Here is a 22,482-nt window from a genome sequence, read left to right as displayed (position 1 = left end):
TCAGGTGGTAGGTGTCGTGGTGACGGGGGCGTTTCGCGGGGAATTCCAGAATCTTCGAGACGACCGCGTCGAGACGACGAGGACGAGGACCTATGTGCCGGCCGCGCGAGTTGTCACCGAGCTCGGTGCGCCGTGGATGGTCAACTTTTGCACCGCGATATCGGCGGGCATCGCGGTAGGCGCTCTGGCATGGGGTGTATTCGTCGCGGTGATCACGGGCGGCATTCCGGTAATCATCAATCTGTCGGTCGGACGGCACGGAGTTGTGGAAAGCGAGCCACACGGCGTGAATCCGGCGATCCTCGCCGCCATCGGTTTCGGCTTGGTCATCGAGATTCTCTTGGCCGGACCGCGCGAGCTGATCGCCTGGACGGCCTCGGTGCTCGCCGTTCTGGCGGGTGTCTGCGTGGTGACGGCGGTATGGAAATGGAAGGTATCGGCCCACACCGCGGTCGCCGCGGGTACCACCGTATTACTGGCGATGATCGCCTCACCCTGGGCGCTCGCGGCGCTCCCGCTGACCGCGGTGATCGGCTGGTCGGGGGTCCGGCTCGGCGATCACATTCGCCAGCAGGCGGAAGTCGGCGCGCTCCTGGGCATCACGCTCGCCTCGGCGGCGTATCTGCTCACCGCGTGAGGGAAAGCGATTGCGCCACATGAGCTTCGACTCGCGGGACGGATGCCGGGTGAGGATCCCTGGATTGGTGCCGAGTGTGGGACTCGAACCCACACGTCCGTGAGGACAACGGTTTTTGAGACCGTCGCGTCTGCCAGTTCCGCCAACTCGGCGCACCGGGGGGAAATGATAGCGGGTGGGGGGCGTCGACGACGAATCGGTGTGGGGTTGGCGGCTTTGCGCTGGGTAGATGGGTTGCTCGACGGGTTGAACTGTACGCTTTAGGGCACTCGGGTGCGTGCCGGGCCGGCGTGGGTGGGCGTTGGGTGCGGTGGGTGGCGAGTGTCGGCATCGGAATCACGAGGGGTCTGTCTATGGGAACGTCAGCAGGGGGCGCGAAGAAGGATGCGGCCGCCAAGCGTGTGGTGGTGGCCGAGGACGAGGCTCTGATCCGGATGGACCTGGTGGAGATGCTCTCCGAAGAGGGGTATCAGGTTGTGGGTGAGGCGGGGGACGGTCAGCAGGCCGTCGACCTCGCCGAGGAGTTGCGGCCCGATCTGGTGATCATGGACGTCAAGATGCCGCGACGCGATGGCATCGACGCGGCCGCCGAGATCGCCTCGAAACGCCTTGCGCCGGTGGTGATTCTGACGGCGTTCAGTCAGCGCGATCTGGTCGAGCGGGCCCGGGACGCGGGCGCCATGGCCTACCTGGTGAAGCCGTTCACCAAGTCGGACCTGGTCCCGGCGATCGAATTGGCGGCCAGCCGCTTCCACGAGATCACCGCGCTCGAGGGCGAGGTGGCCAATCTGGCCGACCGGCTCGAGACCCGCAAGCTGGTCGAGCGGGCCAAGGGTGTGCTCATGCAGACCCAGGGTTTGTCCGAGCCACAGGCTTTCAAGTGGATTCAGCGGACCGCAATGGATCGCCGCACCACGATGAAAGCCGTCGCCGAGGTGGTTTTGGAGAACTTGGCGCCGAAATCATAGGACGAATGGCGCTCGCAAATTTCCCAGACGGAAATTATCGGGTCATGCGCGAGGGCTTCTGCCTGCGTGATTGCCGGAAATTAACGCTCCGGCAACACGGCCTCGTAAATACTCGGGATCGAAGTTACATGAATGATCCGAATGTGATGCGGAGCTAACGCCGCGCCGCTAAGTTCTGCAGGCGAGTCGATGTTTAGGTCGACTCCCTCTCGGTGACCCCGGGGGGTGCGCAGGATTTAGAGGTGAAACGTGCTCAGTTCGTCATGGCGCGGTCGTACCACGCGAGGTTTGTTGGTCCTCGGCGCTGCCGCGGCGCTGGTGCTGACCGGATGCAGTTCCAAGTCGACCACAAGCGGCGGTGGTTCGGAGTCGGGCACCAGCGGCGGCAGCGGCGCTCTGTCCATCCAGCCGATCGGGCCGGTCGACTCCAGCGGTAAGACGCTGTCGATGGGCGAGGTCGCCAAGGCGGCCGATCCGGCCGGTGACGGTAAAGCCACCTGCGCCCCCGGTACGGCCCTCGCCTTCGCGGGCGCGCAGACCGGCGCGAACGCCGCACTCGGCATCAACATCTCCCTCGGCGCGAAACTGGCCGTGGACAAGCACAACAAGGCCAACCCGAACTGCAAGGTCGATCTGAAGATCTTCGACACCGAGGGCGATCCGCAGAAGGCGACCTCGGTGATCCCGCAGGTGCTCAACGACAAGTCCATCATCGGACTGGTCGGCCCGGCGTTCTCCGGTGAGACCAAGGCGACCGGACAGATCCTGTCCGACAACGGCCTGGCCGCGCTGACCTCCTCGGCCACCAACGCCACGCTGTCCACCAACAACTGGAAGACGTTCTTCCGCGGTCTGGCCAACGACGACGTGCAGGGCACCTCGGTCGGTAAGTACCTGGCCGCCAACTACAAGAAGGTCTGCGTCGTCCAGGACGACAGCGATTACGGCACCGGCCTGGCCAAGAGCATTACCGCCGGTCTCGGCGCGGTCGCCGATCCGTCGTGCGCGGCCGGTGTGAAGACCGGTGACAAGGACTTCTCGGCCACCGTCACCAAGGTCGCGGCCGCGAATCCGGATGCGGTGTTCTACTCCGGCTACTACGCCGAGGGCGCGCCCTTCGCCGCGCAGCTGAAGTCCGGCGGTGTGAAGGCCACCTTCGTCGGCCCCGACGGCGTCAACGACCCGCAGTTCCTCGCCCAGGCCGGCAGCGCCGCCAAGGGCGCGGTGCTGAGCTGCCCCTGCGGCCCGGCGCCCGATCAGTTCGAGAAGGACTACCAGGCTCTCAACGGTCAGAAGTCCGGCGTCTACTCCGTGGAGGCCTACGACCTGGCCACGATCCTGCTGAAGGCGATCGACGGAGGTAAGTCGACGCGCGCCGATGTGCTCGATTACGTCCGTGGTTACGAGGGTGACGGCACGGGCGGCCGTCATTACAAGTGGAACGCGCAGGGCGAGCTGACCAACGCGGTGGTGTGGATCTACACGGTGAAGTAGTCCGACGATAAACAGCACGTGTGGGGAAGCTGCCGGAGTTTATCGGCCCCACACGTGCTGTTTCGTCAGGCTCGGTGAATGAGGGTTTGAGAAAAGTATGACCACAACCGCGCTAGCCGACTCGGTACACCTGGTCGGCGCCTCGATCGGATTCGACTATCACGGTCTGATCGATAACTTCTGGCGACTGACCGTCGACGGAGTGACCTATGGGTCGATCTATGCCTTGGTCGCTGTGGGCTACACCCTGGTCTACGGCGTACTGCGATTGATCAACTTCGCGCATTCCGAGGTATTCATGCTCGGTATGTTCGGCCAATTGATCGGACTGATGCTGCTGGGTTTCGCCGCCGCACCCGATGCCTACGCGCAGGGAATCCTGCTGACATGCGTATATCTGGTGGCCGCGATGATCATCGGCATGCTGGTGTCCGGCGGCGCGGCCGTCGGGTTGGAACGTATCGCCTATCGGCCGCTGCGTAAACGCGGCGCCCGACCTCTGAGCTTCCTCATCACAGCGATCGGAATGTCGTTCGTGCTGCAGGAATTCGTGCACTTCATCCTGCCGAAGATCGATCCGGATCTGGGCGGCACCAATGCCCAGCAGCCGATCCGGCTGGTCGAGCCGATCGAGCAGTTCCGCTTCCTCGGGACCTCGGTCACCAATGTCATGATCATCATCGTGCTCGCCGCCGTGGCACTGGCCGTGAGCACCGAGATCGTGATCAATCGGACCCGCTTCGGCCGCGCCATCCGCGCGGTGGCCCAGGATCCCGATACCGCGACGCTCATGGGCGTCTCGCGGGAGAAGGTGATCATGCTGACCTTCCTCATCGGCGGGGTACTCGCCGGCGGGGCGGCGCTGCTGTACACGCTCAAGGTGCCCAACGGCGTCATCTATCTAGGCGGATTCATCCTGGGCATCAAGGCATTCAGCGCCGCGGTCCTCGGCGGCATCGGCAATCTGCGCGGCGCGCTGCTCGGCGGCATCCTGCTGGGCGTGGTCGAACAGTACGGCCAGATCCTGTTCGGCACCCAGTGGCGCGACGTGGTCGCGTTCGTGGTGCTGGTGCTGGTGCTGATGATCCGCCCGACCGGCATCCTCGGTGAGAGTCTAGGGAGGGCGCGGGCATGAGTGTCACCGTCACTACAAAACCCGCTGAGCCGCAGGAGAGTTCGCGGCACGGCCTCGGCGATTCGCTGCGTGGTTGGTGGGAGGGGCTGAGTAGGCCCGCGCAGTGGGGCGTCGGTGTTCCGGTGCTGGCCCTGCTGGCGCTGCTGCCGCTGTTCCCGCCGCCCGGAATCGACACTCCCAGTTACAATTTCGGCCTCGTGATGGCCCAGGTCGCGATGTACTGCCTGGTGGCCATCGGCCTGAATGTCGTTGTCGGCCAGGCTGGTCTGCTCGATCTGGGCTATGTCGGCTTCTACGCCGTCGGCGCCTATACCGTGGCGCTGCTCACCAGTAAGAACAGCCCGTGGAATCAGACCGCGGGCGGCTGGCTGGATCCGAAATGGGCCTGGCTGGCCTGTCTTCCGCTGGCGGTCGTGGTGACCGCGCTGTCGGGACTGATCCTCGGCTCACCGACGCTGCGGTTGCGCGGTGACTATCTGGCCATCGTCACCCTCGGCTTCGGTGAGATCGTGCGACTGCTCGCCGACAATCTGAACGAGATCACCAATGGCAGCCTCGGCCTGTCCGAGGTCGCCTATCCGCATCTGGGTGAATCGGCGGACAAGCCGAAGGGCTGGTTCTCCGCGGGCAACGGCGGCGACTCGTCGAGCCTGAATCCGCTGGACCGCGCCGGATACGGCACCTACTGGTACTGGTTCGGCATGATCTTGATCATTGTCATGCTGCTGATCGTCGGCAATCTCGAACGCAGCCGGGTCGGCCGGGCGTGGGTGGCCATCCGCGAGGATGAGGACGCCGCCGAAATCATGGGCGTGCCCACCTTCAAATACAAGCTGTGGGCCTTCACCATCGGCGCCGCCGTCGGCGGCATCTCCGGCGCGATGTACGCCGGACAGGTGCAGTTCGTGAATCCGACGCAGTTCAACGTGGTCAACTCGATGCTGTTCCTGTGCGCGGTCGTGATCGGCGGACAGGGCAATAAACTCGGGGTGCTGGCCGGCGCGTTCATCATCGCGTACCTGCCCGCGCGCCTGGCCTCGGTGAAGATCACCTCCGACGAGACGACCGGCTACGTCTACCTGCTGGTCGATGTCGCGATCTTCGTCGGGCTGTATCTGCTCTACCGGTTCCGGGGCGCGCGAATGTCGCACTGGCCGCGGCGCGGGGTGATCACCGGCATGGTGATCACCGGCGTGATGGCGGCATTGCTGCTCGGTAGCGTGCTGCTGTTCCGCAAGGGCGGGGCGCAGTCCCTCGGCGACCTGAAGTATCTCTACTTCGGTGTCGCCCTGGTGGTGATGATGATTCTGCGACCGCAGGGCCTGTTCCCGGTGCGGCAGAAACTGCTCACCTTCGGCAGACAGGTATTCCAGGCGGTTCGGCGACCTGCCGAACCCGGACCGATCGGAGCGGGCCGATGACCGGGCCGGGCGCCGGTGGCGCGCTGTTCGACAACGAGGATATGGCCGCGGGCTACGCCGACACCGAACGGGTGCGGGCTGCGGGGGAGGTGGACGTCACCGCGGTCATCCCCGAACTCGCCGATGCCGGGACGGTCGCGGAAGTCGTTGCCCCACAGCGCGATATCCAGACCGCGATGGGCGAGTCGCTGCTGCGCACCGACGGTCTCACGGTGCGCTTCGGCGGCCTGACCGCGCTCGACGATGTGAGTTTCGAGATCCGCCGCGGCGAGATCCTCGGCCTCATCGGACCCAACGGCGCGGGAAAGACCACCTGTTTCAACGCGATCAGCGGCGTCTATCGGCCGTCGGCGGGCACGGTCTACTTCGACGGCAAACCGCTGACCAAGACCAAGCGCAACGAGATCACCCGCCTGGGCATCGCCCGCACATTCCAGAACATCCGGCTGTTCAGCGAGATGACCGCGCTCGAGAATGTGGTCGTCGGCACCGACGCCCGGCACAAGACCTCGGTGCCGGGCGCGATTCTGCGCACCCCGCGGCATCGTCGCGAGGAGCGTGACGCCATCGAGCGCGGTATGGCGCTGCTGGAATTCGTGGGCATCGCGCCGCGCGCGGTGGAGAAGGCGCGCAACCTCTCCTACGGCGATCAGCGCCGACTGGAGATCGCCCGCGCGCTGGCGACCGAGCCGAAACTGCTGTGCCTGGACGAACCGGCCGCCGGATTCAATCCCAGCGAGAAGTCGGCGCTGATGGATCTGATCCGCAAGATCCGCGACGACGGCTTCACGGTGTTGCTCATCGAACACGATATGCGCCTGGTCATGGGCGTGACCGACCGTATCGTGGTGCTCGAGTTCGGCCGCAAGATCGCCGACGGCCTGCCCGACGAGATCCGTGACGATCCCGCCGTCATCGCCGCCTACCTCGGCGTGGCCGACGACCAGATCGCCGAGGCGACCTCGACCGAGGCCGTGGCGGAGATCGCGATGCAGGTCTCCGAGCGCGACACCGAGCCCGCACCGCTGCACGCCGTGCCCGAGCCCAGCGGCGAGCCGCTGCTGCTCATCGAGGACATGGTCGTCAACTACGGCAGAATCCAAGCCCTGCACGGGGTTTCGCTGCGTGTGGACCAGGGCGAGCTGGTGACCCTGCTCGGCGCCAACGGCGCGGGCAAGACCACCACCATGCGTGCGCTGTCGGGGTTGCTGCCGCTGACGCGCGGCCGGATCCTGTTCGAGGGCAAGGACATCAGCCGCGTCAAGGCGCACGAGCGGGTGGTGGCGGGTCTGATCCAGGCTCCCGAGGGTCGCGGTGTGTTCCCGGGTATGACCGTGCAGGAGAACCTCGACATGGGTTGTCACGCACGGCCTTTCAAGGAGCGCACGGACTACGCCAAAACCCTCGACTGGGTCTTCGAGCTGTTCCCGCGGCTGGCCGAGCGGCGCAAGCAGGTCGGCGGCACCCTGTCCGGCGGTGAGCAGCAGATGCTGGCCATCGCGCGGGCGCTGATGGCCCGGCCGAAGCTGCTGCTGCTCGACGAGCCGTCGATGGGCTTGGCGCCCATGGTGATTCAGCAGATCTTCCGGATCATCGGTGAGATCAACGCACAGGGCACCACGGTGCTGCTGGTCGAGCAGAACGCCCAGCAGGCCCTGGTGCGCAGCGATCGCGCCTACATCCTGGAGACCGGTGAGGTCACCAAGACCGGTTCGGGACGGGAGCTGCTGACCGATCCGGCCGTCAAGTCGGCCTATCTCGGCGTGGCGTGATGTCCGATGCGCGATCCCGGGTGCTCAGCGCCCGGGATCACGCGTCAAACATGGTGATCATGTGATCAAAGCGATATGAATGCCGACCGGTAGCTGTTGCGACCGTATGGTCACCTTGGGACACTCTTCCAAGTGGAAGCTTCAGTCGTCGAGAAACCCCGGGCCGACCCTGCGGTAGACCCGAGTCCGTCCTCCCCGACCCCTCAATCTGGACGCCTGACCAGGCGTATCGGGTTGGCCGCCCTGCTCGTCGCCACCGCGGCGGTCTATCTGTGGCGAATCACCGACAGCGGAATGGCCAACAACTTCTACGCGGGCGCGGTGTGGTCGGCCACCCGCGACACGAAGGCGTGGTTGTTCGGTTCGGTCGATCCCGCCGACTTCATCACCGTCGACAAGCCGCCACTGGCGCTGTGGGTGATGGGCCTGTCCGGGCGACTGTTCGGATTCTCCAGCGCGAGCATGCTCGTACCCCAGGCGCTCATGGCCGTCGCCGCGGTCGCGCTGCTCTACGCGGCCGTGACCCGGGCCACCGGCAATGCGGGCGCGGGCCTGCTCGCGGGCGCGACCCTCGCGGTGACGCCCGTGGTGGCGCTGATGTTCCGGTTCAACAATCCCGATGCCGCGATGGTGCTGCTGATGACCGCGGCCGCCTACTGCGTCATCCGCGCGCTGCCCCGGGCGGATGCGCGCTGGCTGGTCCTGGCCGGTGTCGCATTGGGGTTCGCGTTCCTGGCCAAGATGCTCGAGGGGCTGCTGGTGCTGCCCGCGCTCGCACTGGTCTATCTGGTGGCCGCGCCGATCGCCCTGGGTCGGCGGATCCGCCATCTCGTGGTCGCCGCGGTCGCGCTGGTCGTGTCCTCGGGCTGGTACGTACTGCTCACCATCGTGTGGCCGTCCTCGTCGCGACCCTATATCGCCGGATCCGACGACAACTCGTTCATGGATCTGGTGCTGGGCTACAACGGTTTCGGGCGCTTCCTGGGTAACGAGCAGTCCGGCGGACAAGCGCCGCTGCCGCCCGGTTATCGGGTGCCGCCCAAACTGCTCAACAGCTTCAACGACTTCGGTTCGGCCGGGCCCACCCGAATGTTCCTGGGGGAGAGCGGTTTCCAGATCTCCTGGCTGGCGCCCGCCGCGCTGGTGGCATTCGCGCTGGTGCTCGCCTCGCGCTGGCGCGCCCCACGCACCGACCGAACCCGTGCCGCCGCACTGCTGTTCGGCTCGTGGCTGATTCTGGTGGGCGCGGCGCTGAGTTCGATGAAATCGGCCGAGCACGCCTACTACTCGCTGGCCATCGCACCGGCCGTCGCGGGGACGCTCGCGGTCGGCGTGGCCGAGCTGTGGCGGCGACGCGCCGAAGCGTTCGGACGGATCGGTGCGGCGACGCTGATCCTGACCGCGGGCGCGTGGAGTTTCCTTGTGTTGCAACGCAATGCCGATTGGCAGCCGTCGCTGCGCTGGATCGTGCTCGGCGTCGCGGTCGCGGCGGCGCTGGGTCTGCTCGTGGTCGCGCTGGTGCGTTCGTTCGATCGGGCGCGCGCGGCGGCCACCGCGGTGCTGGTCGTGGTCGGGCTGATCGCCGGGCTCGGCGGCTCCACGGCCTATGCCGCCGCGACCCTGCCGCAGGCCCATACCGGGCGCAGTCCCGTCGTCGGCCCGCCGCCTCCGCCGGAAACCGGATTCCAGGCCATCATCAAGGGGCAGATGCGCAATTTCGCCGACGGCACGGCGTTCACCGATCCGCGCATCGTCGAGCGCCTGCGTCACTCCGACACGCGCTGGTCGGCCGCGGTCGAACGCTCCTCCATCGCCGCGGCGATGGAATTGGCCAGCCACACCGCGGTCATGGCGATCGGCGGATTCGCCGGTGACGATCCCGTGCCCACGCTGGATCGTTTCGAGGAACTGGTTCGCGACCACCGCATCGGTTTCTATGTGACCCAGGAGATGCGACTGCCTCCGACCTGGCGTTACGACCCCTCCGCACCCGTGGTGACCTCCCCGTGGTCGCAGGCCTCGCATCGCGATATCGCCGACTGGGTGGCCGCGCACTACGCGGTCGAACGCATCGGCGGCGTCGCGGTCTACGACCTGAGCACACCGATTCGATAGCCGCTGCGGTGGTGGCGTCGCAGGTTGTCGGTGCCGATACATAGACTCTGTGCCGTGACCCCAGCCACCACCGATCAGCGTCAGAGCAGCGTGCCCGCAGCAGCCTCCGGTGAGAGGCCCACCCTCCTGCTGCTGGACGGGCATTCGCTGGCCTATCGCGCGTTCTACGCGCTGCCCGCGGAGAACTTCAAAACCGTCACCGGGCAGACGACCAACGCGGTGTACGGGTTCACCGCGATGCTGATCAACCTGCTGCGCGACGAGAAGCCCACCCATGTGGCCGCGGCTTTCGACGTCAGCCGCAAGACCTTCCGCACCGAGGCGTATCCGGAGTACAAGGCCAACCGGATCACCACGCCCGACGAATTCCGCGGTCAGGTCGAGATCACCCAGGAGGTGCTGGGCGCGCTCGGCATCCCGGTCATGGCCATCGAGGGCTACGAGGCCGACGACATCATCGCCACCCTCACCACCCAGGCCGTGCCCGAGGGGTTCCGGGTCCTGATCGTTTCCGGTGACCGCGACAACATCCAACTGGTCAACGACGATGTGACCGTGCTGTATCCGCGCAAGGGCGTTTCGGAGCTCACCCGCTTCACCCCGGCCGCGGTGGAGGAGAAGTACGGCCTCACCCCCGCGCAGTATCCGGATTTCGCGGCGCTGCGCGGCGATCCGAGCGACAACCTGCCCGGCATTCCGGGTGTCGGGGAGAAGACGGCCGCCAAGTGGATTCGCGAGTACGGCGATCTCGACACGCTGGTCGATCGGGTCGATCAGGTCAAGGGCAAGGTCGGAGACGCGTTGCGCGCCAACCTGTCCAGCGTGGTGCTCAATCGTCAGCTCACCGAGATGGTCCGCGACGTCCCCGTGCCCTACACCCCCGACCAACTCGCCCAGCAGCCGTGGGATCGGGACAAGATCCATCGCCTGTTCGACGATCTGGAATTCCGGGTGCTGCGCGATCGACTGTTCGAGACGCTGGCGCCGCCGGAGCCCGAGGCCGAGGGCGGTTTCGAGATCAGCGGCGGCGCGATCGAACCCGGCGCGGTGGGCGACTGGCTGGCCGAACATGCGAAAGCGGGTGCGCGCCACGGTATCTCGGTGGTCGGAACCGGCATTCCGGCGCACGGCGATGTGAAGGCGCTCGCGATCTCGGCGGCCGACGGCGAGGGCGGCTACTTCGATGTGGTGAGCCTGACCCCCGAGGACGAGCAGGCGCTCGCGACCTGGCTGGCCGATCCCGCGACGCCGAAGGCGGTGCACGAGGCCAAATCCGCCATCCACGCGCTGCGGGGCCGCGGCTGGCGACTGCGCGGACTGACCAGCGACACCGCATTGGCGGCCTATCTGGTCCGCCCCGGCCAGCGCACCTTCAACCTCGACGATCTGTCGCTGCGCTATCTGTCGCGCGAGCTGCGGGTGGAAGCCGCCGAGGACACCCAGCTGTCGCTGCTCGACGATTCCGAACAGGTCGACGCCGAACTCGCCCAGGCCGAAATCCTGCGCGCGCGTGCGGTATCGGATCTGGCCGACGCCTTCGATTCCGAACTGCGGGGCATCGAATCCACCAAGCTGCTCACCGAGATGGAGCTGCCGCTGCTGGGCGTGCTGGCCGAGCTGGAAGACGCGGGCATCGCCGTCGATGTCGACGAGCTGGAGGCGTTGCAATCCGAATTCGCCGGTCGGGTCGCCGATGCCGCCAATGCCGCCTACGAGGTGATCGGCAAGCAGATCAATCTCGGCTCGCCCAAACAGCTGCAGGTCGTGCTGTTCGACGAGCTCGAGATGCCGAAGACCAAGCGCACCAAGACCGGCTACACCACCGACGCCGACGCGCTGGAATCGCTGTTCGAGAAGACCGAGCATCCGTTCCTGGAACATCTGCTCGCCCACCGCGACGCGACCCGGTTGAAGGTGACCGTGGACGGCCTGCTCAAGTCGGTCGCCGACGACGGCCGCATTCACACCACCTTCAACCAGACCATCGCCGCGACGGGTCGACTGTCCTCGACCGAACCGAATCTGCAGAACATTCCGATCCGCACCGACACCGGCCGTCGCATCCGCGACACCTTCGTCGTCGGCGCGGGTTTCGAATCGCTGATGACCGCCGACTACAGCCAGATCGAGATGCGCATCATGGCGCATCTGTCCAAGGACGAGGGCCTGATCGAGGCGTTCAACTCCGGTGAGGATCTGCACACCTTCGTCGCGTCCAAGGCGTTCGACATCCCGATCTCCGAAGTCCATCCGGAGATGCGCCGCCGCATCAAGGCCATGTCGTACGGTCTGGCGTACGGTCTTTCGGCCTATGGGCTGTCCCAGCAGCTGAAGATCAGCGCCGAGGAGGCCAAGGCGCAGATGGAGGTGTACTTCAGCCGCTTCGGGGCCATCCGCGACTATCTCAACGACGCGGTGGATCAGGCCCGCAAGGTCGGCTACACCGAAACCCTGTTCGGCCGCCGCCGCTACCTGCCCGATCTGGACTCCAGCAATCGCCAGCGCCGCGAGGCCGCCGAACGTATGGCCCTCAACGCGCCCATCCAGGGCACCGCCGCCGACATCATCAAGGTGGCGATGATCAATGTGCAGAACGCCGTCCACGCCTCCGGCCTGAAATCGCGCATGCTGCTGCAGATCCACGACGAACTGGTCTTCGAGGTCGCCGCGGGTGAGCGCGAGGCGCTGGAAGCGCTGGCCCGCGAACATATGTCGAAGGCGATCGAGCTGTCGGTTCCGCTGGAGGTCTCGGTCGGCGTGGGGCGCAGCTGGGATTCGGCCGCGCACTGAGCCCCGGAAAGTCCGGGCGCGCAACGGATCGCGGTATATGGCAGTCTCGGCATGGTCGGGGCACGGAGAACCGTTGCGCGAGGGGATATTTCGATATGATCACTGCCAGCAGAATCGCGTCCGGGGCCGTGGCGGCCGGGGCCTTGGTCGCCGCCGCGGTCCTCGCCGCGCCCGTGGCTGTCGCGGACACCTCGATCACCAAGGTCGAGGTCGCGCCCGGCCTGAGTTTCGGTAGTTCGACCGCGTATGGCACCGGATGCTCCTACAAGGTGACGGCCTTCGCCCCACCCGACGATGCCATCATGTTCACCGACGAAACCGATTCGGGCGCAACGACTCGGACGTTGAGCCCGTCGTATCTGGCCACCGACACCGATGGCCGGTCGACCGTGACGTGGACACCGACGGAGAAGGGCAAGCATCGGATCCGGGTGCAGGAGAACCATCCGGGCGCGACCTCCGTCGTCACGACCGTGACGGTGGGAACCGGTATCGCGCTCGGACCGGTATGTCTCGTGCTGCCGTAGTCGGTCTCGGGTTCGACGCCGCGGGTATCAGTCCGCGCGGCAGGTGAGATCGGCGGCGGGCAGGGTTCCCTCGCGCAGATAGGCGTCGACGGTCTGCCGCACGCAGGCGCTGTCGATGGTGACCACGCCGTGGACGATCACGTCCCGCAGTGTCACCAGGCGCGATTCGGTCAGCGCCCGGTGCAGGCCGACGCCCTGCCGATACGCGGTCAAGGGGTCGCCGGTGGCCTGCAGGATCAGGGCGGGCGTCGAATTGCGCACGGCGGTAGGCGCTTCCACGGGCGCGGGCCAGAACGCGCACGGCGAGATGTTGTTGGCGAGCGGCCCGAAGATCGGCTGGGTGGCGCGGGCGGAGTCGATCGCGGACCGATACCAGGACGGGTCGCGGGGTTCGGCGACGTCACCGCAGCGCACGGCCGCGCCCGCATCGTCGAATTCGCTCGACGGCGTCGCGGCGAGCAGATGGCTCAACTCCGCTTCCAATTCCGGGCTCGGCCGCACCGCGACGCCCGCCGCGGCATCGGCGAGTTGGCGCACCATCGCGGCGAGTACGTCGAAGCCGCGCGGATCGGTGACATTGTCGAATACCACCGTCGGCAACCAGTGTTCGTCGAGGTCGTAGGCGCCGATCCGGATCGGCTGCCGGGCAGCCGTGGCGATCAGGTCCGTCACTACCGCGCGGACCGCCGAACGCGTTGTGCCCAGGTGATATTCGCTGTCGCGGTCGGCGGCCCAGTCGGCCCAGGCGTCGAGTGCGGCCTCGTCGGCCGGGCCCATATCGCGGAATGTCCCGATCGCCCACTGGGCGGGATCGACCGCGCTGTCCAGCACGACGCGATCGGCGCGCTGCGGGAACATCTGGGTGAACACCGCGCCCAGATAGGTGCCGTAGGACAGGCCGAAGTAGCTGATCCGGTCCTCCCCGAGTACGGCGCGGATCAGATCCATATCGCGCGCGGTATTGCGGGTGGTGATGTGCGGCAGCCGGTCGCCTGCCGCGGCCTGGCAGCGTGCGGCCAGATCCGCCTGTGTCGCAACCGATTCCGCGAATCCGGCGTCATCGATCCCGGCCGACTGTCCGTAGGTGCCGACCGGCCACCGGCAGTCGATCCGCGACGACCGGCCGACACCGCGCGGGTCCATGCCGATCAGGTCGTACTGCTGCCAGGGATAGGACGGCAGGCCTTGACCGAGATTCAGCGCGAAGCCCAGGCCCGATCCGCCGGGCCCGCCCGGATTCGACAGCATGATCCCGCGTCGATGGGCCGCATCGGCGGCCGGTATCCGGGATATCGCGACGGTGATGGTGCGGCCCTGCGGTTCGGCGTAATTCAGCGGTACCGTCACATCGGCACACCGCGCCCCGGCCCTGTCCAGCTGTTCTTCGTCGCATGCGCGCCAGTCCAACTGCTGCCGGGTGAAGCGGTCGAGCCCCTCGGCCGCCACCGGACCTGCGGATACGGTCTCCCACGCGCCGACCCCGGCGACCAACCCCGCGACCGCCGCGGCCACGGCCCATCGGACGACCCGTGGCCGAAACATCTTCCCACTCAAGCGTTTTCTTCCCTCCGTGACACCCTGCGGGAATCACAGTAGGAAAGTCGCGGCCGCACGCCCATCGTGCCAGCCCCCGAATCGCCCCACGGGTCTGCACGCAAACGACCCCCGGCGGCATCGTTGCCATCGGGGGCCGCTTTCGCAACCGACATCAGCCGGGATCACTCACATTCGGGCGCCACCGCGTCGTCGCGGCCGGTGTCGACGAACGCGTCGCTGACCCAGGAACCGTTGTCGAGCTTGTTCCACAGCGTGGTGCCGTTGAGGCGGTCGCCGCGCGCGGTGCACACGATGTTGACCGTGTCACCGTCGCGGGCGGTGCCGACGATCCTGGACCGCACGCTCGGCTCCGACCGCAGGTTCACCGGACGCGAGCGATCGGGATTCGGCCGCACCGTCCCGCGCGCCGGGTTCGGATCCGGTTTCGGGGCCGGCGGATTCGGCTTCGGATCCGGATTCGGCTTGGGATCGGGCTTGGGATCCGGTTTCGGATCGGGCTTGTCCCCGCCGCACGCCGGAGCGACCGGATCATTGCTGCCGGTGTCGACGAAGCCGTCGCTGACCCAGGAGCCGTTGTCGAGCTTGTTCCACAGCGTGGTCTGGCCCCAATTGCCATTGAGGCGGTCACCGCGAGCGGTGCAGACGATATTCACCTTGTCACCGTCGCGGGCGACGCTGACGACCTTGGCGCGCAGATTCGGCTCGGACCGCAGATTGACCCCGCGCGTGCCGCTCTGCGGCCGGATGGTGCCGTTGACCGGCGAGGGGTTCGGGCCCGGATTGGGTTTCGGCGGTTCCGGTTTCGGGGTGGGATCCGGCTTGGGCCCCGGATTCGGGATCGCGTCGCCGCCGCCGAAATTCGTCAGCCGCCCGCCCGGGCCCACCCGCTGCCCGTTGCGCTCGGCGAAACCGCCGTAGGGTCCGCCGCCCTCGTGGAAGGTCCAACCGCCGATGTTCACCCCGTTCACCGGCACCGGCTTACTGCCCTGATACAGCGACATGTGCACATGCGGACCGCTGGCGCTGCCGCCGCAGGGGAGCTGGACGCCGGTGTGGCCGAGATAGGTCCCGGCCGCGATCTCGGTGCCGTCCTTCACATTGATCAGATTCGTCATGTGGTAGTAGGAGGTCGTATAGCCGTTCGGGTGAACGATTTTCACCTCCGCACTCCCATTGCGCACACACGTCTTGTAGACCCGGCCCGCCGCGGGAGCGAGTACGCGCTCGTCCCCGCCATTGAAATCGATCGAGTTGAACGGGCGGCTGTTACCGCTGATGCCGTGCGGGCCGCCGCCCATGAACCACGACTCGCCCTGTTTCCACGGCAGCCCCAGCCCGGACCGATCCGCCCGGGGCGTCGGCGCGGCCAGGGTCGCCTTCTCCTCCCGGCTCACCACCGATTCCGGCGCCTGTTCGGTCAGGCCGCGGAATTCGTCGGTGCCCTGCAGCGCGACCTGCCAATCGCGATTGCCCTGCCGCTTGGCCACATAGAGTGTGGATTTGGGCGAATCCTCCTCGGGGGAGGGCACTGTCGCACCGCCGAACACCCAGTCGCCGTCGCTTCGCAACCGGTCGACAACCATGCCGTCCTTCTTCTCCGGCGCGTTGGCCTCCAGCGCGGGCTCCTCCGCCACTGTGATCTTCACCGCATCGTCGAGACCGTCACCCGGCGCGGCGTGGACCGGGCCGACCGCAATCGTCCATCCGATCGCCGTGGCCGTACACGTCGCCAGCGTGGCGATCGCCAGGTATCCCCGACGCGCGAACACATACCTACGCAATGTCATTCCGTTTATGTCACCTTCGGAAATCGCTCTTTTTCGTTTCCGGCCGCAACCGTAGAGTTCGCGCGGACGACCGACGAGCGAGGTAAGAAGGGCCTTCACACGACCGCGCGGCGACGCAGGCCGGGCGGATGCTCGCGGCGAAATCGGAAGAGTTCCGGTATGTTAAACGATCATCGAACCGGGGCGATTCGAAAGATCACTGGCCGCAATGGTTTTCGACTCCACCGCCGCCGACGTTACCGCCGCAGGCTCCGAGGGTGTCGATCTCGATCATGAACTCGCTCACCGTTCACCGTCGTCGCCGCGCCATGGACGGTGTGACGGGGACCGTTCTGATCGGCTTCGGGATGACATCGGCCCTGGACCGTCGCTGATGGCGGGTATGGCTACTGTGGGTCGGTGCCGCGTTCGAGGATCGAAGACGTAATCGAGGGTCAGCTCGCCTGGACCGAGGTGGATCTGCTCGATATCGGGGACAATTCGGCCCTGCGGATGCGAAGTGGTCTGGAGGAGTTCGGCGTTCGGGTGAACTATCTGCCGATCGGGCAGCCGCGGCATGTGCTCGCCGCACTGGGTGGGGAGCGGATCGTGGCGCCCTATGTGATCGTGAGCTGCCACGGCGACGACGGTCGCATTCTGCTGCCCGAACTCGCCGGTCCGATCGCCGCCGAACAGCCCTTCACCGATCGCATGGGCCCCAAGCGCGTTCGCAGACATCTGCGCCTGGCCGGTAGCACCGTCGTCTGCACCGGCTGCGACACCGGCAAACCCGCACTCGCACAAGCCTTCCTGGACGCCGGGGCGGACGCCTACTTCGCCCCCACCGACGCCCCGGAGGGCCATGACGCCTTCGTGGCCGTGCTGCTGCTTTTCCATCAGCTCACCATCGGACGCCCCCTGCGGGAGGCCGCGCACCGAGTGCGCACCTACGACGACGGGTTGACGATGTGGAAGCTGTGGGAGCGCCAGCCGGTCGCTAGTACGCGATGAACAGGATCTCGTCGCGCGAATAGTCGTGGCCCGGATGCTTTTCGTTGAGGTGGGCCTGGGTCTTGGTGACGAGCTCATCCTCGTCGGCGCCCGTGATGTACTCCCCGCAGGGGCAATTGAGCCTGGTCTTCATCGTGCCTCTCCACATCAGTTGGTACAACAACATCCCATCATCCACGGGATGCGCCGCTCGTGCACCGAGTTGTGCACTGTGTGGAAATCCGCCGAAAACGCCCCTGGTCGGGCGCTGATGTGGCATCGTCGGCGGAACTTGGGATACCGGAAGATTCCGAGTACCTGTGGTATTTGGAGGTCTGATGAGCGGTGTGGCTCGGGTGCTGGGAGCGGTGGGTCTGACTGGGCTGCTGCTGGTTTCGCCGACGGCGGGCGGTGATCCGGGGTCGTGGGTGGATCCGGCCGCGGAGGCGCGCAATCTGCTGATCTGGGGCGAGACCACCGATGCGCTGGTCCGCGAACTCGGGCCGGACTATGTGAACGGGCTGGTGGCGGCCACGGCCGACTATCAGGGGCAGCGGCTCAGCGCGCTGCGCGCGGATCCCGAGCGACGACCGGATCCGAATTCGTGCACGCTCGTGCTGAGCTGTCCGATCGATCCCGAGGTCGGCGTCGAACGCTGGCGGGCCGGGGGTGGGCTGGTCGAGCACGTGCTGTTCACCTCGCGCTCGGGCGCGACGCTGTCGGGTCATGTGTGGGCCACCCGCGAGGGTCCGGCGCGGCGGCCGGGAGTGGTGTTCTCCAACGGTTCGATTCTCGCCTTCGAACAGGCCCACTGGTTCATCGCCCAGGCGCTCGCCCGCGCCGGTTATGTGGTGATCACCTACGATCCGCAGGGCGAGGGGATGTCGGATCAGCTGGGGGAGACGCCCGACGAACTCGAGGACGCCTTCGCCGGAATGCCGTTCCTGGGCCTGGCCGGACCCCAAAGCGTCACGGGCGCAATGCTCAACGGCACCCATCGGCCCGTCGGTGATGGATTGGGGCTGGGCGGCAATGGACTCGGCTTCTACGACGGGCAGATCGACGCGCTGGATTACTTTCTGTCCACTCCGGACAGACCTTTCGAGCCCCGGCCCAGTCGCACCACCGCGACCGGTCATGCCGCCAAACAGCAGCGGCGGGTCGGCGAGGGGCGCGACAGCGCTTACAACCCGCTGTGGGAGATGCTGGACCCCAGCAGAATCGGGCTGGCCGGGCATTCCTACGGCGCGATCGCCGCGAGTTGGAACGCCCAGGCCGACCCGCGGGTGAACGCGGTGGTGGCCCTCGACGCTCTCTGCCTGCCCGGGCCGCCGCTGGACGAGATGGTCGCGTTCGCCACCGCCCCGGTCAACAATGTCGGTGGCGCACTGCAGATTCCGGCTGGCTACGGTTTTCCCGACCGCTGCTTCGGCTCACCCGACGAACCGGCCCCGGCGATCACCAAACCCGGACTGTCGGTGACCGGCGACTACGTCGTCGCGCCCGTGCCCTATGCGCTCGCGCCCGATCCACTGGCCAAATCCCGTGCGTCACTGGCATACTCGCAAACCGGTGTCGATTCGGCGGCGATCATCATGCGCGGCGGCGACCATTTCGACGGCGCGGACAGCGTGGGGCTGCTGCCGTCCTCGCTGCGCGGGCGCGACATGATCACCTGGTACACCACGGCCTGGTTCGACAAATACCTCGCTCACGACCCGAGCGCCGACGACCGCCTGATCGACCCGCCCTGGCGTGCGGACGCCGGGACCGCCGCCGTGGATCCGTCCCGTGATCCGAACGCGTATTCCTATCACTACCGTTCCCGCACCGACATCACCCTCGCCGACGGCACGCGCCACGACTGCGAGGATCTGCGCCGGGGTTGCCCCTAGCGCGGGCTGCTATGGTTGCGCCTCGGTGCCGATCGACCTCTGGGGGCTTGTGTGCTGACCATCGTGGCCGCCGTAATCGCCGTGACCGGAACGCTTCTCGGCTCGATCGTGACCTTCGTCTTCCAGCGCAAGATCGCCGATCGGGCCGCGGCGGTCACCCTGGCCGATCGGCTGCGACAGGATCGGCTGGCGGCCTACGCCGCCTACGCCGAGGCGGTGCTGCAGTTCCGGCAGGCCCAGCAGGACCGGTGGGGACGCCAGCAGGAGGATCCCGAGGGTGAGCCGTATCTGCTGGCCAAGGCCGAATCGCATCGCAAGCGCGCGGTGGCCCGGACCGCCCTGCTGCGGGTTCACCTCGTCACCGATGATCCGCGGCTGCGCGAATTGGGCGAGGTGGCGCTCGAGCAGACGCGGCAGATCCACGAGGCCGTCGACCGGGAGCGATGGCTGGAGCAGGCCGACGCGGCCTTGGACGCGATCAAGCATTTCATCAACGAGGCCGCGCTGAGCCTGCAGGCCGCTGCGGGACAGGCGAATTCACCGGGGCTGACCAATGCGTCGATCGCCCTGCCGCGCGGGGACGAGCGCGAGTGACCGGGTGGAGCGGTCGCACACGATGGACCGATCTGCCCGGTCGGGTCCGGGCGGTGATCGAGGAACGGCTCGGCGGGCGGGTGGTCGGGGCCGTGGTCCCCGACGGCGGCTATGGGCGCGGATTGGCCTCGGTGCTCGAATTGGACCGCGGCGAGCGTGTTTTCGCCAAGGCGGTCCCGGATCGCGGCCGCTCGGCCGACTTCTTTCGCGTCGAGATGCACACGGCCGCAAGGCTTCCCGAAGCCGTGCCCGCGCCGCGGGTGGTGGCCGCGCTGGAAACCGACGGCTGGCTGGTGCTGATCTTCGAGGCGGTCGCGGGTCGCCACCCCCGCCTCGACCATCCCGCCGAACGGGCCGCGGTCTTCGACACCGTGGGACGGATGGCGCACGCGCTGACGCCGAATCCGCTGCCTGATATTTCCACACTCGGTGATTCGTCGGCCGCGTCGCTGCGCGGCTGGCGCGAATTCGCGACCGACGGACCGCCGTCTGATCTCGACCCGTGGGCACTCCGTCATCTTGACCGGCTGGCCGAAATCGAATCCGAATGGACGACGGTGACCGCGGGAAACACCCTGTTGCACTTCGATCTTCGGCCCGACAACATGCTGCTGACCGAGGACGGTCGAGTGGTCGTGGTCGACTGGGCGTGGCCCTGCCGGGGCGCGGCCTGGGTGGACGCCGCGACGCTCGCCCCGTGCCTGCTCGAGGTCGGCGTCGACCCCGAGCCGATCCTGGCGAACCTACCGCTGACCGCCGGACTCACCCCGGCCGTCATCGACACCTTCCTGTGCGCCCTGTGCGGCTACTGGACTCACGCGAGCCGCCTCCCGGCCCCCGAGGGTGCCCCGTCCCTGCGCGCGTATCAGGGCCGCAAGGCCGAACTGCTCACGACGTGGCTGGCCCGGCGGCTGGGGTGGTGAATTCGCGAATCATCATCAGCACGGCATCGTCGTCCACCGTGATCGACTCGCCCGGCGTCACGGGCCGATCGCCGTGCACGATGCCCCGCCCGTCGGGCAGATAGCCGCGTCGGCAGTAGAGCCGTTGCGCCGCACCGTAATCGGCGGTCAGACCGACGCCGATGCCGATCCGCTCACCGCGTGCGCGTGCGAGCTCCTCGATCGTGTCGAGCAGCCGAGTCCCGATGCCGCGATCGCGATATTCCGGTAGCACGTTCAAATCGCTGATCTCCGGAATGCCCTCGGCTCGAAATGGCGCATAGGACGATTCCCAGACCAGCGTGCAATATCCGGCGAACGCCCCGGAGCGCTCGGCGACAAGGCAGATTCGCCGATTCGCTCGCTGTTCGGCGAGATATCGCAGATACAACTCCAGCGGCTTGATCCATCCCAGCGCGGTAAAGGCCGCGGAGATCGTGCGAGGATCGGCCGTATCCAATGTCCTGATGGTGATCTCATCGGTCACCCGCCGAATCATCATCGGGAATCGAATCCGTGACAAACGGTTTCGGGCCGGACCAGTTGGTCGGAACTGGCTCGTGACAAGGATGGGCGGGATGGGCGAGCATGGGGAACATGATCGAGATGACGGCGGTGCTGGGGGTGGCGGCGGCCGCGCTGGGGATGGTGCTGACGCCGGGGCCGAACATGATGTATCTGGTTTCGCGAACCGTTTCGCAGGGTCGCCGGGCCGGGTTGGTGTCGTTGTCGGGGGTGGCCGTGGGCTTTCTGGCCTATCTGGCGGCGGCGACGGCCGGAATCACCGCGATCTTCGCCGTCGTGCCGGGGCTGTATCTGACCGTGAAGCTGGCCGGTGCGGGATATCTGGCGTATCTGGCGTGGAAGACGTTGCGCGGCGGCGTTTCCGCGTTCCAGCCCTCGGATCTGCCCGCCGATCCGGCGCGTAGGTTGTTCGGTATGGGCCTGGTCACCAATCTGCTCAATCCCAAGATCGCGATCATGTACATGGCGTTGATCCCGCAGTTCGTGACGCCCGAGCACGGGCGGATCTGGTTGCAGAGCCTGTGCCTGGGCGCGGTGCAGATCGGTGTCGCGCTCACCGTGAACGGTCTGATCGTGTTGGCGGCGGGCGCGATCGCGGGCTTCCTCGGCGACCGACCGCTGTGGCTGCGCGCCCAGCGCTGGATCACCGGCACCATGCTCGGGGCCATCGCGGTCCTGCTGGCCACCGATCGCGCGCGCCCGGTCCCGGCCTGATCGCGATGGACGCGCTGGACTGGGATCACAACGCCTACTACCAGAACACGCTGCTGCGCCTGCTGCCGCCGCATCCGCGGCATGTGCTCGATGTCGGTTGCGGCACGGGTGCTTTCGCGGCGCGGCTGGCGCGCCGGGCCGAACGCGTCGACGCGATCGATCGCTCGCCGGAGATGATCGCCGCGGCTCGGCGGATCGCGCCGCCCAACCTCACCTGCACCGTCGCCGATGTGCTGGATGTCGACCTACCACGCGGCGAATACGACGCCATCGTATCGGTGACGGCCCTGCATCACATGCCGCTCGAGCGCGTCCTGCCGATCCTGGCCGAGGCGCTGCGACCGGGCGGGGTGCTGGCGGCGGTGGCCCTGCCGCGCGCGGATTTGCCGCGGGAGGCGCCGGTCGAACTGACCGCGGCGCTGGCGCATCGACTGTTCGGGGTGACATTCGCGACGTTGCGCAGATTCGGTGACGATCCTTGGTACGCGCGATCGCCCGAGGATGCCGATATGCCGGTCGTCCTCGACCCGGAATCGACGACGCGGCAGGTGCGGCGGCAGGTCCGCGAAATTCTGCCGGACGCGCGGGTGCGACGGCTGGTGTTCTGGCGCTATCTGCTGACGTGGCGAAAACCGCTGTAG

Annotated in this window: 19 protein-coding genes, 1 tRNA gene and 1 pseudogene; 16 read left to right on the top strand and 5 right to left on the bottom strand. The window is 67.1% G+C overall.

Annotated features, from left to right (window positions below):
* Window positions 1-94: 94 nt before the first annotated feature.
* The gene (locus tag NP4_RS10340; protein ID WP_067995953.1) at window positions 95-637 is read left to right on the top strand and encodes a hypothetical protein; all 543 of its coding nucleotides are present in this window, start codon (window positions 95-97) and stop codon (window positions 635-637) included.
* A gap of 65 nt (window positions 638-702) precedes the next feature.
* Here NP4_RS10340 and NP4_RS10335 read toward each other — a convergent pair.
* A tRNA-Leu gene (locus tag NP4_RS10335) sits at window positions 703-789 on the bottom strand.
* 201 nt (window positions 790-990) lie between these two features.
* Between NP4_RS10335 and NP4_RS10330 the strand changes: the two genes are divergently transcribed.
* The 9 genes and pseudogenes from NP4_RS10330 to NP4_RS10295 all read left to right on the top strand — a co-directional run bounded on the left by NP4_RS10330 (window position 991) and on the right by NP4_RS10295 (window position 12,859).
* Window positions 991-1,605 (top strand): ANTAR domain-containing response regulator, encoded by a 615-nt coding sequence (locus tag NP4_RS10330; protein WP_062510116.1) that lies wholly within the window; start codon window positions 991-993, stop codon window positions 1,603-1,605.
* Between the two features lie 288 nt (window positions 1,606-1,893).
* A complete protein-coding gene (locus NP4_RS10325; protein WP_067995538.1) occupies window positions 1,894-3,099 on the top strand; it encodes a branched-chain amino acid ABC transporter substrate-binding protein in 1,206 nt (401 codons plus the stop codon).
* 97 nt (window positions 3,100-3,196) lie between these two features.
* Entirely contained in the window at window positions 3,197-4,234 is a 1,038-nt protein-coding gene (locus NP4_RS10320) for a branched-chain amino acid ABC transporter permease (RefSeq protein ID WP_067995536.1), read from the top strand.
* Window positions 4,231-5,655, top strand: a complete 1,425-nt coding sequence (locus tag NP4_RS10315; protein WP_067995534.1) for a branched-chain amino acid ABC transporter permease — start codon at window positions 4,231-4,233, stop codon at window positions 5,653-5,655. The genes NP4_RS10320 and NP4_RS10315 overlap by 4 nt, the downstream gene beginning before the upstream one ends.
* Window positions 5,652-6,608: pseudogene (locus NP4_RS42515) on the top strand (ABC transporter ATP-binding protein); the annotation flags it as partial. The gene NP4_RS10315 and the pseudogene NP4_RS42515, both read left to right, overlap by 4 nt.
* 123 nt (window positions 6,609-6,731) lie before the next feature.
* Complete coding sequence (locus NP4_RS42510; protein WP_245997961.1) at window positions 6,732-7,427, top strand: ABC transporter ATP-binding protein; 696 nt, start codon at window positions 6,732-6,734, stop codon at window positions 7,425-7,427.
* 234 nt (window positions 7,428-7,661) lie between these two features.
* A complete protein-coding gene (locus tag NP4_RS10305) occupies window positions 7,662-9,542 on the top strand; it encodes an ArnT family glycosyltransferase (protein WP_245997906.1) in 1,881 nt (626 codons plus the stop codon).
* A 54-nt stretch (window positions 9,543-9,596) separates the two neighbouring features.
* On the top strand, window positions 9,597-12,332 hold the full coding sequence (polA, locus tag NP4_RS10300) for a DNA polymerase I (RefSeq protein WP_067995530.1): 2,736 nt from the start codon (window positions 9,597-9,599) through the stop codon (window positions 12,330-12,332).
* Window positions 12,333-12,427: 95 nt separating this feature from the next.
* Window positions 12,428-12,859, top strand: coding sequence for a hypothetical protein (locus NP4_RS10295; RefSeq protein WP_067995528.1), 432 nt, complete (start codon window positions 12,428-12,430; stop codon window positions 12,857-12,859).
* A 27-nt stretch (window positions 12,860-12,886) separates the two neighbouring features.
* Here NP4_RS10295 and NP4_RS10290 read toward each other — a convergent pair whose 3' ends face one another.
* Together NP4_RS10290 and NP4_RS43090 are read right to left on the bottom strand one after the other, a co-directional pair.
* Window positions 12,887-14,401 (bottom strand): alpha/beta hydrolase, encoded by a 1,515-nt coding sequence (locus NP4_RS10290; protein ID WP_067995525.1) that lies wholly within the window; start codon window positions 14,399-14,401, stop codon window positions 12,887-12,889.
* A gap of 176 nt (window positions 14,402-14,577) precedes the next feature.
* Complete coding sequence (locus NP4_RS43090; protein WP_082875729.1) at window positions 14,578-16,203, bottom strand: SH3 domain-containing protein; 1,626 nt, start codon at window positions 16,201-16,203, stop codon at window positions 14,578-14,580.
* A gap of 399 nt (window positions 16,204-16,602) precedes the next feature.
* On the opposite strand from NP4_RS43090, the gene NP4_RS10280 reads away from it, so the two are divergent.
* Window positions 16,603-17,193 carry a hypothetical protein gene (locus NP4_RS10280; protein WP_067995522.1) on the top strand — a complete coding sequence of 197 codons (591 nt, stop codon included), beginning with the start codon at window positions 16,603-16,605 and terminating at the stop codon, window positions 17,191-17,193.
* On the opposite strand, the gene NP4_RS10275 is transcribed toward NP4_RS10280, so the two are convergent.
* Window positions 17,180-17,326 (bottom strand): DUF1059 domain-containing protein, encoded by a 147-nt coding sequence (locus tag NP4_RS10275; RefSeq protein ID WP_067995947.1) that lies wholly within the window; start codon window positions 17,324-17,326, stop codon window positions 17,180-17,182. The genes NP4_RS10280 and NP4_RS10275 overlap by 14 nt on opposite strands.
* 184 nt (window positions 17,327-17,510) lie before the next feature.
* On the opposite strand from NP4_RS10275, the gene NP4_RS10270 reads away from it, so the two are divergent.
* The 3 genes from NP4_RS10270 (at window position 17,511) to NP4_RS10260 (ending at window position 20,584) form a co-directional block, all read left to right on the top strand.
* A complete protein-coding gene (locus NP4_RS10270) occupies window positions 17,511-19,067 on the top strand; it encodes an alpha/beta hydrolase family protein (RefSeq protein ID WP_067995519.1) in 1,557 nt (518 codons plus the stop codon).
* 63 nt (window positions 19,068-19,130) lie between these two features.
* Entirely contained in the window at window positions 19,131-19,661 is a 531-nt protein-coding gene (gene kilB / locus NP4_RS41600) for a plasmid transfer protein KilB (protein WP_169813707.1), read from the top strand.
* Complete coding sequence (locus NP4_RS10260) at window positions 19,658-20,584, top strand: phosphotransferase family protein (RefSeq protein WP_067995516.1); 927 nt, start codon at window positions 19,658-19,660, stop codon at window positions 20,582-20,584. The genes kilB and NP4_RS10260 overlap by 4 nt, the downstream gene beginning before the upstream one ends.
* Here the strand turns inward: NP4_RS10260 and NP4_RS10255 are convergent.
* Complete coding sequence (locus tag NP4_RS10255; protein WP_211335879.1) at window positions 20,550-21,089, bottom strand: GNAT family N-acetyltransferase; 540 nt, start codon at window positions 21,087-21,089, stop codon at window positions 20,550-20,552. The genes NP4_RS10260 and NP4_RS10255 overlap by 35 nt on opposite strands.
* Window positions 21,090-21,199: 110 nt before the next feature.
* On the opposite strand from NP4_RS10255, the gene NP4_RS10250 reads away from it, so the two are divergent.
* Window positions 21,200-21,841, top strand: coding sequence for a LysE family translocator (locus tag NP4_RS10250; protein WP_067995944.1), 642 nt, complete (start codon window positions 21,200-21,202; stop codon window positions 21,839-21,841).
* A gap of 5 nt (window positions 21,842-21,846) precedes the next feature.
* Entirely contained in the window at window positions 21,847-22,482 is a 636-nt protein-coding gene (locus NP4_RS10245) for a class I SAM-dependent methyltransferase (protein ID WP_067995511.1), read from the top strand.

The sequence above is a fragment of the Nocardia pseudobrasiliensis NBRC 108224 genome, from assembly GCF_001613105.1.
GTDB lineage: Bacteria > Actinomycetota > Actinomycetes > Mycobacteriales > Mycobacteriaceae > Nocardia > Nocardia pseudobrasiliensis.
Note: the sequence above shows the minus strand (reverse complement) of the source record. Positions and strands in the feature narration are given on the sequence as shown.